The sequence below is a fragment of the Paraburkholderia sp. ZP32-5 genome, from assembly GCF_021390495.1.
Classification (GTDB): Bacteria; Pseudomonadota; Gammaproteobacteria; order Burkholderiales; family Burkholderiaceae; genus Paraburkholderia.
On the sequence record NZ_JAJEJP010000003.1, the window covers coordinates 1,252,049 to 1,265,442 of the forward strand.

Genomic DNA, 13,394 nt, shown 5'->3' on the forward strand with positions numbered 1-13,394 from the left:
ATGCCTTAGAAAACTGCGCAGCCATGCTGCGCGAGGAACCCAGATTGAGACCGAAGACCGCCATCCCCTCTACCGCCGACGGCACGCCCGCACCCGACCTCGAACGCTTCCGCCTGCGCCGCTTTCTCGAAGCGCTCGACGACACCGAACTCGAACGCCATGAAGGGCCGGTCGACCTTGGTGATATCGCCGGCATCATGGAAGGCAACCCGCGCGCGGTGTGGTTCGCGAAGCCGTCCGGCGGCGCGATTTCGCTGGCTGGCAGCGTCGCCGCCAGCCGCTCGCGGCTCGCACTGGCGTTCGATACGACGCCGCAGCGCCTGCTCGATACCGTGCGCGAGCGCCTGCGCGTGAAGGGCAAACTCGTCGAAGTGAGCCGTGAAGAAGCGCCGGTGCAGCAGGTCGTGCTGACCGGTGACGAATGCGATTTCACCGCCCTGCCCGTGCATCTGCAACACGAGCTGGACGGCGCGCCGTATATCTCGGCATCGATCGATTTCGCGGTCGATCCGGACACCGGCTGGACCAATGTCGGCATTCGCCGGCTGATGCTGCGCGGACGCCGCACTGCCGGCATCGACCTGGTCGCTCCGTCGGATCTGCGCGCGATCGCGATCGGCCATGCGAAGCGCGGCGAGCGCACGCCGGTCGCTTTCGCGGTCGGCACGCATCCGATCGACCACGTCGGCGCGACGATGCGGATTCCCGCCGACGAACTCGAACTGGTTGCCGCTTTGCGCGGCGCGCCGATGGGCGTCGTCAAGTGCGTGACCAACGACCTGCTGGTGCCGGCCGACGCCGAGTTCATCCTCGAAGGCTATCTGGACGAGCGCGGCCACGCCGAATCCGAAGGCCCGTATGGCGAATTCCTCGGCTATTACGGCGGCGTAAAGACCAACCCGCTGTTCCATCTGACCGCGATCACGCATCGGCGCGACGCGGTGTTCCAGACCTGCACGATCGGCGGACGCTCGATGGCGCGCACCGACACCGCGCAGCTCGCCGCGCTGCGTACCGAAGTGACCGTATGGCGCGCGCTCGAAACGGCCGTGCGCGAAGTGAAGTCCGTCTACGCGAACCCGGCGACCGGCGGCATGTTCAACGTGCGCATCGCGCTGCAGCAGCGCGTGCCGGGCGAAGCGCGCAATGCGATCGCGGCGGTGTTCGCGTCGCTCGCGAACGTGAAGCACGTGTTCGTCGTCGATCCCGACATCGACGTGTTCTCCGATGAGCAGATGGACTGGGCGCTCGCCACGCGCTTCCAGGCCGATCGCGATCTGGTGGTGCAGGACAGCCTGCGTGCGATGCCGCTCGACCCGTCGCTGCTCGGCACGAACAAGACCGCGAAGGCCGGCTTCGATCTGACGCTGCCGCTGCTCGCACCGGGCGCCGAGCGCGATCTGGAGCATCGCGTGCCGACGCCGCCCGCATATCAAGGCGCGCGTTTCGATTCGCTGGAAGCGGCGCTCGAACACGGGCCGAAGCGCTTCTCCGAGCTGATGGCCGCGACCGGCACGCGTGACGGCCGCGACGTGGTGCGTTGGCTCGAAGACACCGCGCAACGGCGTGCGATCAAGCGCGACGCGGAAGGCCGGTACGCGTTTGCGTGATGCGCTTGCGACGTGTTTTCAACGCGCTTGCGACGCGTTTGCGCGATGAGTTGTGAAGCGCGCCTCGCGGCTACCGCGCTTGCATGTGCATGCATGCACCGGTAGCCGCCGCTAGCCGTCATGGCGGACGGGATAGAATCGGGCATCTCCCACGCCCGACATACACATAACCGTCGTTGATGAATCTGTCCCTCAAACAACTGAAGGTTTTTCTCGGCGTCGCCAACGCGTCGAGCTTTACCAAGACCGCGCAGAGCATGCATCTGAGCCAGGCGGCGCTTTCCGCGATCATCCGGGAACTGGAAACGCAGCTCAATTGCCGGTTGCTCGAACGCACGACCCGCACCGTGTCGCTGACCGAAGCGGGCCGCCTGTTCTACCCCACCGCAATGTCGATCGTCGAGTCGCTCGAAAAGTCGGTCATCGAACTCAACGAACTCGGGCGCCAGAAGCAATCGTCGCTGCTGCTCGGCTGCACGCCGATCATCGCGGCAAGTTTGATGCCGTCGGTGCTCGCGCGTTTCTCGCAGGTGTATCCGGCCGCGCGGATCGAACTGGTCGACCGCAACCCGTCCGAACTCGTGCAGATGGTCGAGGAAGGCCATCTCGACGCGGCGTTCGGGGTGTTTTTCTCGCAGCTCTCCGGTATCGATCGCACGCCGCTGTTCCCCACCCGGCTCGTGGCGATTTCGCAAGCGCCGGCCGGCGCGCCGCGCCATGGTCCCGGCATCCGCTGGACCGCGCTCGAGGATCAGCCGCTGATTACGCTGCCGAAAGATAATCCGCTGCAACGGCTGATCGAAGCCACGCTATCAAAAGAGGAAGTGACGGTGAGCCGCCGTATCGTCGTCGATCATCTGCAGACAGCGATCGCGATGGCGCAGGAAGGGCTCGGCACTGCTGTGATGCCGTCGTTTTGCGAGCACATCTGCTACCGCTATCGCGTGCGCGTCGACGCGCTGCGCCCCGAGGTGCCGCTGTCGTTCTATCGGATCACGCGCACCGGGCGCGACACGCTCGCCACGCTCGATCAGTTCACCACGATGTTCACCGAAGCGGCGAAGGATGAGCCGGTCGGCGTCGACGAACTCGACGAAGACTGAGCCTGCCTGCTGCCGCGTGCGAAAGATGCGCGCGGCGGCGGCCCTATTTACCGCTCGTCGCGCGCTCTCACGATCACGCAAAGCAGAATGAATCGGCCGACGCCGCGATTTCGCGCGCGGCCTTTGCGCCCTCTACTTGCAGGATCGTCGGCAGCGATACGCCGTTCTTCGCGGCCGTCAGCTCGGCGAGAATCGAGATCGCGATCTCCGGCGGCGTGCGGCTGCCGATATAGATTCCGGCCGGACCATGCAGACGCGCCAGCTCGGCAGCGGACAGATCGAATTCCTTCAGACGCTCGCGCCGCGTCGCGTTGTTGCGCCGTGAGCCGAGCGCGCCGACATAGAACGCAGGCGTTTTCAGCGCTTCCATCAGCGCGAGATCGTCGAGCTTCGGATCGTGCGTGAGTGCGATCACCGCGCAGCGCTCGTCAAGGCGCATCGCGAGCACCGTATCGTCGGGCATCGTGCGCACGAGCGTGGTGCCGGGAACGTCCCATACGTCGGTATATTCTTCGCGCGGATCGCAGACGGTCACGTGATAGTCGAGTCCCGTCGCGATCAGGCACAGGTAGCGTGAAAGCTGACCCGCACCGATCACGAGCAGGCGGTAACGCGGCCCGTGAATCGTGATGAAGCGCTTGCCGTCGAACACCACGCCTTCAAGCGAGCCCGCCGGCGATAACGTCGCGTCGCCGCTCGCCATATCGAGCGTGCGCGCAACCAGTTCGCCTGCTTCGACGCGGCGACACAGGGCCGCGATACCGCTCGCGTCATCGAGCGGTTCGAGCACCAGTTCGATCGTGCCGCCGCACGGCAAACCGAAGCGATGCGCTTCGTCCGCGCTGATACCGTAGCGCACCGCCTGCGGCCGCTGCATCGTCACGCCACCGCGACGCACGCGCTCGATCAGATCGTCCTCGATGCAACCGCCCGATACCGAACCGGTCACCGCGCCGTCGTCTCGCACGACGAGCATCGAGCCCTCGGGGCGCGGCGACGAGCCCCAGGTCTTCACCACCGTCACGAGAAGCACGCGATGCCCGGCGGCGATCCAGCGTTGGCTGGCTTTGAGCACCTCGAGATTGACGCTGTCCATTGATGGTCTCCTGTCGTTCGCGTGGGTGCCGGGTTTTGTCGGCTGCGGGTCGCGCTCACGTCGAACTCTGCGATGAAGGACATGCGAGTGGGTGCGTGATCGACACAAATGCGCGAACGAATACCGGACCCTATGCCGGGTCCGTCTGCGCAGAGTGTAAATAAGCGTCCTCGTGCCGTGAAGCAGTGTTTTTTGATCGACTAATCACTGCCGTCGATAAATCCGGATCGCGCGTGTTGCACGCATATCCGCAGTATGGTTTGCAGCGTGCCGTGCTCACTCGCCGCCAATACGCGCGGCCCAGCCTCAGAGCCGCTGGCTGTGCTTCGCCCTCACCACGTGTTCCATCGCCTCGCGCAGCGCCAGCAAACCACGATGGTCCGCATCGTCCTTGCGCGTAACGACCGAGATCTGCAACGAACTGCCGAGACGCAGAATCTCGACCGGGTATAGCTCGCAAATGCTCGGGTCCATGATCTGCACGACCGATACGCCAAGCCCTTCGCTGACCATCGCGGCAATCGCGGTCACGGTGTCGAGTTCGAGCGTGCTGCGCTTTTCCGGCATCAACTGGCGCACGTAGCGCGCCGCCATCGCGCCGGTCGACGTCTGCCGGTCGTAGCGAATCCAGTCGTAGCGCGCGAGCAAGTCGGCCGCGGTCGCACCGCGCTCCGTCGGCGGCGCGATCAGCACCAGTTCGCGCGTGAGCAGCGGCGACCACGACAGCCCGGCCACGCGCCCGGTCTCCGGCTGCGCGACCACGGCGGCGTCGAGTTGCCCGGCCTTCACGTCGTCGATGAGCCCGGCGCTGCGGCCGCGGCGCGGACGCACCACGAGCCGTGGATGCAGATCGCGCAGCCGGCGCATCGTGCCGGGCAACAGCAAAGGCTGGATCGATTCGATCAGCCCGAGCCGCAACGTGCCCTCGACCGCCGTGGTGTGACGCCGGCGCATCGCATCGATCTCGTGCAGCGCGTCGCGCATCGCCGCCATCACCCGATGCGCGGCTTCGGTGGGGCGCACCTGCAAGCCGGCGCGATGAAACAGCGGCTGCCCGAGATACTGCTCGAGATGCTTCATCTGCATGCTGACCGCGCTCGGCGTCAGGTTCATCACAGTTGCCGCCGCCGCGAACGAGCCTTCCGCGAGCACCGCTTCGAGGGTCGAGAACGCTTCCAGCTTCATCAAAAATCCTTATCAAGGCCTTCAAATAACGTCACTTTTTCTTACTATCCGTCGGGCCTATACTTTTTTCAAGATATCGCTTGCCCGCTACGCCGCGAATGCCGCGGGCCCCACGCGAGGCGGCGATTAAACAGACGAAACCGGAGACAGCGCAGTTGAATTCCTCATCCCGACTCCCATCCCGCCCCGCCGCCTGGCTTGCCGCGGATGCCGACCGCGAACACTCATGGATCCAGCGCCTCGATGCCGAGGAAATCGCCGGCTTTGAAAGCGCGCTCGCGCACGCGAAGAAGCTGAACCGTCCGCTACTCGATCTGACGCCCGACGACTTCCCGATCGGCGCCGCCGCACGCGCCGCGCTGCAACGCGCGATCGCGACGACGCAAGGCCGCTGGGGCATGTGCCTGCTCAAAGGCTTTCCGGTCGATCGCTGGAGCGAGGAAGAGACGCGGCTCGCGTACTGGGGGATGAGCCTGCATATGGGCGTCGCGCGCACGCAGAATCGCGCGAGCGAAGTGATCAACGATGTGCGCGACATCGGCTCCGTCTACAAGACGACCAATGGCCGTGGCTACAACACCAATGCATCGCTGGACTTCCATATGGATTCCTGCGACGTGGTCGGCCTGCTATGCCGCCGCACCGCGCGCAGCGGCGGCGAAAGCAAGGTCGTCAGTTCGCTCGCCGTCTACGAGGAAATCGCGCGGCGCCGCCCGGACTTCGCCGACGTATTGCGCGGCCCGTTCTACTACAGCTATCAGGGCGCGCAGGACCCGGCGCAGCGTCCGTGGTACTGCTGCCCGATCGTCGGCAACGAGCCCGACTGGTTTGCGATGCGTCTGAATCGCAAGAACGTGATCGCCGCGCAAAAAGATTTCGAGCAGGTGCCGCGCCTCACCGCCGCGCAAACCGAAGCGCTCGATCTGCTCGACGAACTGATGCCCGATCCGCGCTTCTGCTTTTCGATGTGGCTCGAACGCGGCGACCTGCAGTTGCTGAACAACTACGTGACGATCCATTCGCGCAGCGCATTCGAAGATCATGACGATTTCGACATGAAGCGGCATCTGCTGCGCCTGTGGCTCGCGATACCCGGTGCGCAACCGCTGCCGCCCAACTGGCGCGAGTATTTCGGCGACGTGCGCGCGGGCGCGGTACGCGGCGGCCTGCGCGGCAGCAATCGCACCGCGCAGTTCGAGGCCTATGAAAAGCGCCAGGCCGCTCATATGAACATGCCGTTGGCCGAGTGGGCACCGTTCGAAGGCGAGCCGCAAACCGCCTGATACATGAACACAGTAGTATGGTTCGCGCGCACGCCGCGCGCGAGCATCATGGAGACAGAGACTTTGAACGACTCGCAACGAGGCCGGGCCACGACCCGGCTGCGACAGATGCTGAAGGACGGGCCGCTTCTCGCCGCGCCCGGCGTCTACGATGGCATCACCGCACGGCTCGCCGAACAGGCGGGCTTTCGCGCTTTGTACATGACGGGCGCGGGCACCGCGGCGTCGCACGGCTTGCCGGACTACGGCCTGCTGACGATGACGGAGATGGTCGCGAACGCCGCGCGCATCGTTGCATGCACATCGGTGCCGCTGATCGCCGATGCGGACACGGGCTTCGGCAACGAGCTGAACGTGACGCGCGCGGTGCAGGCCTACGAACAGGCGGGCGTCGCCGGCATCCATATCGAAGATCAGGTTTCGCCGAAGCGCTGCGGACATCTGGACGGCAAGGAACTGGTTGCCGTGCCCGAGTTCGTCGCGAAGATTCGCGCGGCACTGGCGGCGCGGCGCGATCCGGACTTCGTCGTGATCGCGCGCACCGATGCGAACGGCGTCAATGGCTTCGACGATGCGATCATGCGCGCGAACGCCGCGCTCGCCGCCGGTGCCGATCTGGCGTTCGTCGAAGCGCCGCGCGATCGCGAACAGATTGCCGCGATCGTGCGCGAAGTGAAAGGTCCGTGCCTGTTCAACATCGTGCGCGGCGGCAAGAGTCCGGATATGCCGCTTGCTGAACTCGAAGCACTCGGCTATCGGCTCGCAATCCTGCCGAGCCTGCTGCTCGCAAGCGTGATGCAGACCTGCGAACGCGAGCTTGCCGCGCTGAGGGAAACCGGCGTGCCGCCTGCTTCGAATACCGCGCTGAGCGCGAAAGAGCGCTTTCAGCGCATGGGCGCCGACGAGTGGGATGCGTTGCGCACGCGCTTTCTGGATCCGTCCCGCTGAAACGGCTCGCGCCATAAAAGATAAAGACAGGAGACAAACGTGATTTCACCGGCATCCATCGGCATGCGTCTCGACGCATTGCCCATCAGCGCGTTTCACCGGCGCATGCTGTGGCTGATCGCGGCCGGCATGTTCTTCGACAGCTTCGATATCACGCTGGCCGGCTCCGTGCTGGGTGCGCTCGTGCACAACGGCATGTCGAATCTGACGCTCAACGGCTATTTCATTTCGAGCACGTTTATCGGCATGGCGGTCGGCGGCACGCTCGCGGGCCTGCTCGGCGACCGCTTCGGGCGACGCTTCACGTATCAGGCAAACCTGCTGGTGTTCGGACTCGCATCGATCGCCGGCGGTCTCGCCACGTCGATGAACTGGCTGATCGTGTTTCGCTTCATCATGGGTGTCGGACTCGGCGCGGAGATCGTGGTCGGCTATTCGACGCTGATCGAATTCACGCCGCCGCGCGATCGCGGCCGCTATTCGGCGCTGCTTGCGCTCGTCACCAATGCCGCGCTGTTCGTGTCGTCGCTTACCGGCTTTTTCCTGATTCCGCTGGTGGGCTGGCGCTCGATGTTCTTTATCTCCGGCGCGGGCGCGTTGCTCGTCTGGATTGCCCGCAAGTCGATGCCGGAGTCGCCGCGCTGGCTCGCCACCGAAGGACGCCTCACCGAAGCGGATCGCATCGTCACGCAGATCGAGGAGGAAGTGCACGGCAAGGGTTATCGCGCGCCGGAATTCGCGCAGACGGGGGCCGAGCGCGAGCCCGCGCCGCCGCTGTCGGTGCTGTTCACGCGCGAGGTGCGGATGCGCACGCTGGTCGGCTCGACGATCTCGATCGTGATCGGTATCGCGATCTACAGCTTCGTGACGTGGGTGCCGACATTCCTGCTCAAGCAGGGCGTGAGTCTTTCTTCGTCGCTCGGCTTCAGCATGGTGATGTCGCTGGGCGGACCGGTCGGCGCGGGCATCGGCGTGTTGTGCACCGACCGCTTCGGACGGCGCCGTTGCGTGGCGATCGCGTCGCTCGCGGGCGCGGTGATGGGCGTGTGTTACGCGCTGTCGAATTCGCCGTGGATCGCGGCAATCGTCGGCTTTCTGCTGTTTTGCTGCCTGTACACGATCGTCGCGCTGGCGGTGGCCTGCTATATCCCGGAGCTTTTCGGCACACGCTACCGGTTGCGCGGCAACGGCTTTTGCGCGGTGCTCGGACGCATTGCTTCGTTCTGCGCGCCTGCGCTGACGCTGCTGATGTATCACGCCGGCGGCATCCGCTATGTCGCGTTCAGCGTCGCGACGTTGCTGGTGGTGCAGGCGCTGATCGTGATGGTGTTCGGCGTCGAGACGCGCTCGCAGTCGCTTGAAGTAATCGAAGATCGGAAGGCCGCTGCTTATGGCGGGGATCGTGCGTCGCATCCGGAGGCGGCTGTTTCGGTGTCGCGACATTGAAGCCGCGAGGGTCTGCTTACGCGTGGAACGACGAGCATTCGCACGAGCGTTCGCTCGTTCGTTCCATCGTAAGCAGCAGGCCTTAGATATACCCCAGCGCCGAAGCCTTCAACGTAGCGGCCGCACGCGTCGTGCATTCAAGCTTGCGAAACACGCTTTCCACGTGCGTGCGGATGGTGCTGAGGCTCAGACCCAGCATGCGGGCAGCTTCCTTGTTGCTCGCGCCAAGACTGATGTGTTTCAACACTTCCACTTCTCGCGGCGACAGCAGCCCTGCCTTCGCGCTACGTGCCCGCTCGCTCGATACCGGAAAATCGTCGACCTCCGCGCACACCGTCGCATTGACCACCTCTCTATCGAAGCGCCCCGCCCGCGCCTGCTCGTCGAGTAAAGCCGCGGCCTGCGCGGCGGACAACGCCGCGCGCCACGGACGATCCGAGCGCAATGCGACCCACGCCGCGGCAACGGCAAGGACGCGCGCTTCCCGTCCGATTGCGGCACCGGCGCTACCGCGAAAGTAACCTGAACCGTCGAGACGTTCGTACGCAAACGAAGCGATCTCCGACTCTCGCGACAAGCCTTCGATCTGCTTACCCGCGCGCGCGGTCCAGTAAGGCACGAGACGCACCTTTTCCCACGCGGCCCGACTCAGTTCGCCCGCCGTGTTCCAGATCGCGTTGGGCACGGCCATGCGTCCCATGCCATGCAACAGACCCGCCATATAGGTGCAGCGCGTCGCCTCGTCGCTCATGCCGAGGCGCGCGCAGCACGCGCCGGCCGCTTGCGCGACACGGCGCGAATAACCGGCCATCCATGGCAGCTTCAGGTCGATCACATCGGCGACGATTTCCGGCGCGCTGACCAGTTGCAGCGCCTCCGACGATGCCGAATCGGCATGCTGTTGCGCGGCCGGATCATCGAGTTCCCTCAGCCACACGGCGGCGCGGGCCGACGCGAGCCGCGCCAATTCCGTCGGGTATTGCCGGCCGGCCTTTTGCGCGATCAGCAGTTGTGCCTTTTCGAGGCCATATACGCGGCTCAGAATCTCCAGGTCTCCGGCCACGCCGACCATGAATACCTCGGCAGGAACATCGCGCCCCGCTCTGCGCTCTGGAAAACCACCACCGTCCCAGCTTTCGAAAATGCGCCGCAGCGCTTCCTGCGTGCCGGCGGGCAGACCGAGCATGTGCGCCACCTCGCCCGAGACTTCGCAATGCACCTGGGCGAGCGGCATGATCGCGGCGCCTACCTGTTCGGCCGATTCATCGGTGCCGGTCCAGTCGGGCCGCATCGCGAGCATCGCCGCTCGGCTGCCGATGTCGTCGCCGAGCCAGTCGGAGAAGCCCGCCGCGTTGGCCGTGCAGCCAGACCATCTGAGCAGCGACACTTCCTTGACGACGCCGCATTGCGCGTCGTCCAGACCGGCTTCCTGCGCGAGCCGGGCCGCGAGCCAGCCGGTGCGCGGCGAGTGGTCGGTCGGCTGCCCCATGCTGAGGTCGCCGATGAACGCCAGCGCCTTGATCGCATCCAGCACCCGGATTGCAGAAACGTTTTGCATTGCCACGGTCCTTCGTTATTAGTCGCTAATGTGAATAAATAGCACGTCTGTTTCCCCCGCATCGGTCATTCGACCGATACCGCCGCGGTGACGCACCTGCGATCCTTGTCGCCAGTTCAACCGCGAAGCCAGCGAGGTTTCTTTGAGCCCCACCCCTATCCACCCCGTATGGGTCCGCGTTTTCCACTGGATCAACGCAGTGGCCGTGATTCTGATGTGCATGAGCGGCTGGCAGGTCTATGAAGCCTCACCGATCTTCACCGCGATCCGCTTTCCGGCGTCGATCACGCTAGGCGGCTGGCTCGGCGGCGCGCTGCTGTGGCACTTCGCGATCATGTGGATTCTGGTCGCCAATCTCGCAGCTTACCTGGTGCTGAGCATCTTCACCGGACGACTGCGTAGAACGCTTTTTCCGCTGACGCCGCGCACACTGATAGCCGATTTCGTGGCGGCGCTGCGCGGCAAGCTCGGTCACGGCAACCTCGGTCAGTACAACGCCGTGCAGAAGCTGGCCTATCTGGTTGTGATCGTCGACATCGTGCTGGTCATCCTGTCGGGACTGACCATCTGGAAGCCCGTGCAATTCCCGCTTCTGCGCACGCTGATGGGTGGCTTCGATAACGCACGCATCGTCCATTTCGCCGCGATGAGTGTACTCGTCGGCTTCTTCGTCATCCACGTCGTGATGGTTGCGCTCGTTCCACGTTCGCTGCTCACGATGATTCGGGGCCGCTAATCATGAATTCGACCAGATCGAAGCCCACACTCGACACCGAGTCCATCATCAAGGACGCGCGGAAGGAACTGCAATCGTCGTCGCGACGCCTGTTCGGCAAGCGGATCCTGACGTTGGGTGGACTGGCGCTGCTGTCCGGCTGCGACCTGACGAACGACAAGTCGGTCAATCACCTGCTGCGTACCGTGTCGTCGTTAAACGACAGCGCGCAGGGCGTGCTGTTCGATCCGCGCAAGCTGGCGCCGACGTATCCCGACTCGATGATCACGCGGCCGTTTCCGTTCAACGCCTTTTACGACATCGATCAGGTGCCGGAAGTCGATGCGAGCACCTATCGGTTGGAGCTTAAAGGTCTCGTCAAGGGCAAACGTATCTGGACGCTCGACGAACTGCGCGCGTTGCCGCAACAGAGTCAGATCACGCGGCATATCTGTATCGAAGGCTGGAGCGCAATCGGCAAATGGGGCGGCGTGCGCTTCTCCGACTTCCTCGCGCGAATCGCTGCCGATACGACAGCCAAATACGTTGCGCTGCATTGCGCCGACGACTACTGGACCAGCATCGACATGCCGACCGCACTGCACCCGCAAACCTTGCTCACGCTCACTTATGACGGCAACGTTTTGCCAGCGAAATATGGCTTCCCGATGAAGCTTCGCATGCCGACGAAGCTCGGCTACAAGAATCCGAAGCACATCGTCGCGATCACGGTCACCAACGAATTTCCCGGCGGCTACTGGGAAAACCAGGGCTACAACTGGTTCGGCGGATCCTGAGCCGCAAGCCGCAAGCCGCAGATTCCCGCAGATTCATTTAACCGCAACAAACCAACGGAGTAACACCATGTCGATTCGACTCAAGCTCGCGGCGTCCGTCGTCGCACTCACACTCGCCGGCGCAGCGTTCGCTCAATCTCCGGCCGGCAAGCCCGAACGGATTCGCGGTGACATCGTGGCGGTGTCGGGCAGCACGTTGACGGTTCATCGGCGCAGCGGCGACAACGTGACCATCAACCTCGGCGACGCATCCAAAGTGAACGCCGTGAAGGCGATTCAGCTTGCCGATATCAAGCCGGGCTCGTATGTCGGCGCGGCGGCGCTGCCGGGAGCCGACGGCAAGCTGGTCGCGAAGGAAGTGCTGGTATTCCCCGAAGCCGCGCGCGGCACCGGCGAAGGTCACTACGCGTGGGACCTTGGCGCGAACAGCTCGATGACGAATGCGAACGTGGATACGGTCGTCGAAGGCACCAGCGGGCGCGATCTCAAACTCTCGTACAAGGGCGGCAGCAATACGATCAATGTGCCGACGACGGTGCCGGTCGTCACGCTAATCCCGGCTACGCGTGCTGAATTGACGAGTGGGAAGAAGGTATTCGTCGTGGCGACGCCGGCGAAGGGCGGTAGCTATGATGGTCAGTTCGTTGTGGTCGAGAAGGACGGTGTAGCTCCGCCGATGTAAATGTGCGCGTATGCGCGGCGTCGCTGCGCGATTTGCGTTTGGTTATAGACGGCGCTGGCGGTACTCTGCCTGCGCCGTTTTCGTTGTCTTGCCGTAAAACACCCCCCGCGACTACACCGCGGAACTCTCGTGCTTTTCCACTACTAATCGCGTAGGGGATTGAGCTGCCATCACCGAATCGATGAAGGTGTGCGCGCGCTTCTCGCCATATTTGAAGGCCTGCTGCTCGGAAAGAAAATCGAGTTGCTCCGGGAAGCTCGCGACTTCCCGATTCTGCTGCGCCGGCAATACGACGCTCCACGACACGCGAAAACGCCGTGAGATGCCGCCGAGCGCATGCGATTTTGCTAGGGTCACACGCACCTCGATGCTGCAATCGCGATATGGCACATAGGACTGGCTGGACATGATCCTCTCCCCTGGCGGGCAAAGCGCTGACGCTATTGGTCCGCAAGCATCGAACGTGCCGGTCGGTGCGAACCCAAGCCGCGAGCGGCGCTGCCGTGACGCTGAATGCGTGGGTTCGCGCGAGAGTCACATACGACCCGCTAAAAATGGCACAGGTTGTAAAAACTTCGCCGCTCGACACGGGCGTCGGTCACTTTTCCCCTGATGATTGATCGGCTCGCGCGCATGGAGTCAGCTGCGGGGAAACGAAATTCGTGAGACTGCAGACGCGCTCGTAAGACTGAAAAAGCCGAATTGATGAGATTGCCGGGATTGCCGTCCCGGTAGGTTTGCGATAGGCCGCTACAACGGCCATACGGCCGAGCACAAAAGATATCTGGCGCATGTGCCTGATTCGTCTGACGCATCGCTCGAATATGGGACCAAGGTCCCATAGCACGCAGGCCCAACGGGAGCTATTTTCAGCATACGGTCGCACAACGAGTGCAGGAGACCTGTGGTCGCTTGCCGTTACATTGTGGGTCAGGATGTCGTCACAGCAGGGTTGCGGCACGTGAAGGGCT

At 63.9% G+C, this 13,394-nt stretch carries 12 protein-coding genes; 8 read left to right on the forward strand and 4 right to left on the reverse strand.

The annotated features are described in order from the left end of the window. The first annotated feature begins 44 nt into the window (after positions 1–44). Complete coding sequence (locus L0U82_RS38100) at positions 45–1,610, forward strand: UbiD family decarboxylase (RefSeq protein ID WP_233838999.1); 1,566 nt, start codon at positions 45–47, stop codon at positions 1,608–1,610. Positions 1,611–1,789: 179 nt separating this feature from the next. Further along, complete coding sequence (locus tag L0U82_RS38105; RefSeq protein ID WP_233839000.1) at positions 1,790–2,713, forward strand: LysR family transcriptional regulator; 924 nt, start codon at positions 1,790–1,792, stop codon at positions 2,711–2,713. A gap of 73 nt (positions 2,714–2,786) precedes the next feature. Here L0U82_RS38105 and L0U82_RS38110 read toward each other — a convergent pair whose 3' ends face one another. Both L0U82_RS38110 and L0U82_RS38115 read right to left on the reverse strand, forming a co-directional pair. Continuing rightward, positions 2,787–3,809, reverse strand: coding sequence for an XdhC family protein (locus L0U82_RS38110; protein WP_233839001.1), 1,023 nt, complete (start codon positions 3,807–3,809; stop codon positions 2,787–2,789). Positions 3,810–4,115: 306 nt separating this feature from the next. Further along, complete coding sequence (locus L0U82_RS38115; protein WP_233839002.1) at positions 4,116–4,994, reverse strand: LysR family transcriptional regulator; 879 nt, start codon at positions 4,992–4,994, stop codon at positions 4,116–4,118. A gap of 155 nt (positions 4,995–5,149) precedes the next feature. Here L0U82_RS38115 and L0U82_RS38120 point away from each other — a divergent pair, with 155 nt between their 5' ends. From L0U82_RS38120 to L0U82_RS38130, 3 genes are read left to right on the forward strand one after another with little or no spacing between them, the layout of a single operon-like run. Then, complete coding sequence (locus tag L0U82_RS38120) at positions 5,150–6,277, forward strand: TauD/TfdA family dioxygenase (RefSeq protein WP_233839003.1); 1,128 nt, start codon at positions 5,150–5,152, stop codon at positions 6,275–6,277. A gap of 3 nt (positions 6,278–6,280) precedes the next feature. Beyond that, complete coding sequence (locus L0U82_RS38125; protein ID WP_233839004.1) at positions 6,281–7,225, forward strand: isocitrate lyase/PEP mutase family protein; 945 nt, start codon at positions 6,281–6,283, stop codon at positions 7,223–7,225. Between the two features lie 39 nt (positions 7,226–7,264). Next, on the forward strand, positions 7,265–8,671 hold the full coding sequence (locus L0U82_RS38130; protein ID WP_233839005.1) for an MFS transporter: 1,407 nt from the start codon (positions 7,265–7,267) through the stop codon (positions 8,669–8,671). Positions 8,672–8,753: 82 nt separating this feature from the next. Here the strand turns inward: L0U82_RS38130 and L0U82_RS38135 are convergent, their stop codons facing one another. Then, on the reverse strand, positions 8,754–10,229 hold the full coding sequence (locus tag L0U82_RS38135; protein WP_233839006.1) for an HD domain-containing phosphohydrolase: 1,476 nt from the start codon (positions 10,227–10,229) through the stop codon (positions 8,754–8,756). A 142-nt stretch (positions 10,230–10,371) separates the two neighbouring features. Here L0U82_RS38135 and L0U82_RS38140 point away from each other — a divergent pair, with 142 nt between their 5' ends. From L0U82_RS38140 to L0U82_RS38150, 3 genes are all read left to right on the forward strand, one after another. Further along, the gene (locus tag L0U82_RS38140) at positions 10,372–10,965 is read left to right on the forward strand and encodes a cytochrome b/b6 domain-containing protein (protein WP_233839007.1); all 594 of its coding nucleotides are present in this window, start codon (positions 10,372–10,374) and stop codon (positions 10,963–10,965) included. Positions 10,966–10,967: 2 nt separating this feature from the next. Beyond that, positions 10,968–11,741 carry a molybdopterin-dependent oxidoreductase gene (locus L0U82_RS38145; protein WP_233839008.1) on the forward strand — a complete coding sequence of 258 codons (774 nt, stop codon included), beginning with the start codon at positions 10,968–10,970 and terminating at the stop codon, positions 11,739–11,741. 67 nt (positions 11,742–11,808) lie between these two features. Further along, the gene (locus L0U82_RS38150) at positions 11,809–12,423 is read left to right on the forward strand and encodes a hypothetical protein (RefSeq protein ID WP_233839009.1); all 615 of its coding nucleotides are present in this window, start codon (positions 11,809–11,811) and stop codon (positions 12,421–12,423) included. Positions 12,424–12,534: 111 nt separating this feature from the next. Here the strand turns inward: L0U82_RS38150 and L0U82_RS38155 are convergent, their stop codons facing one another. Then, positions 12,535–12,831, reverse strand: a complete 297-nt coding sequence (locus tag L0U82_RS38155; protein WP_233839010.1) for a hypothetical protein — start codon at positions 12,829–12,831, stop codon at positions 12,535–12,537. Between the last annotated feature and the right edge of the window lie 563 nt (positions 12,832–13,394).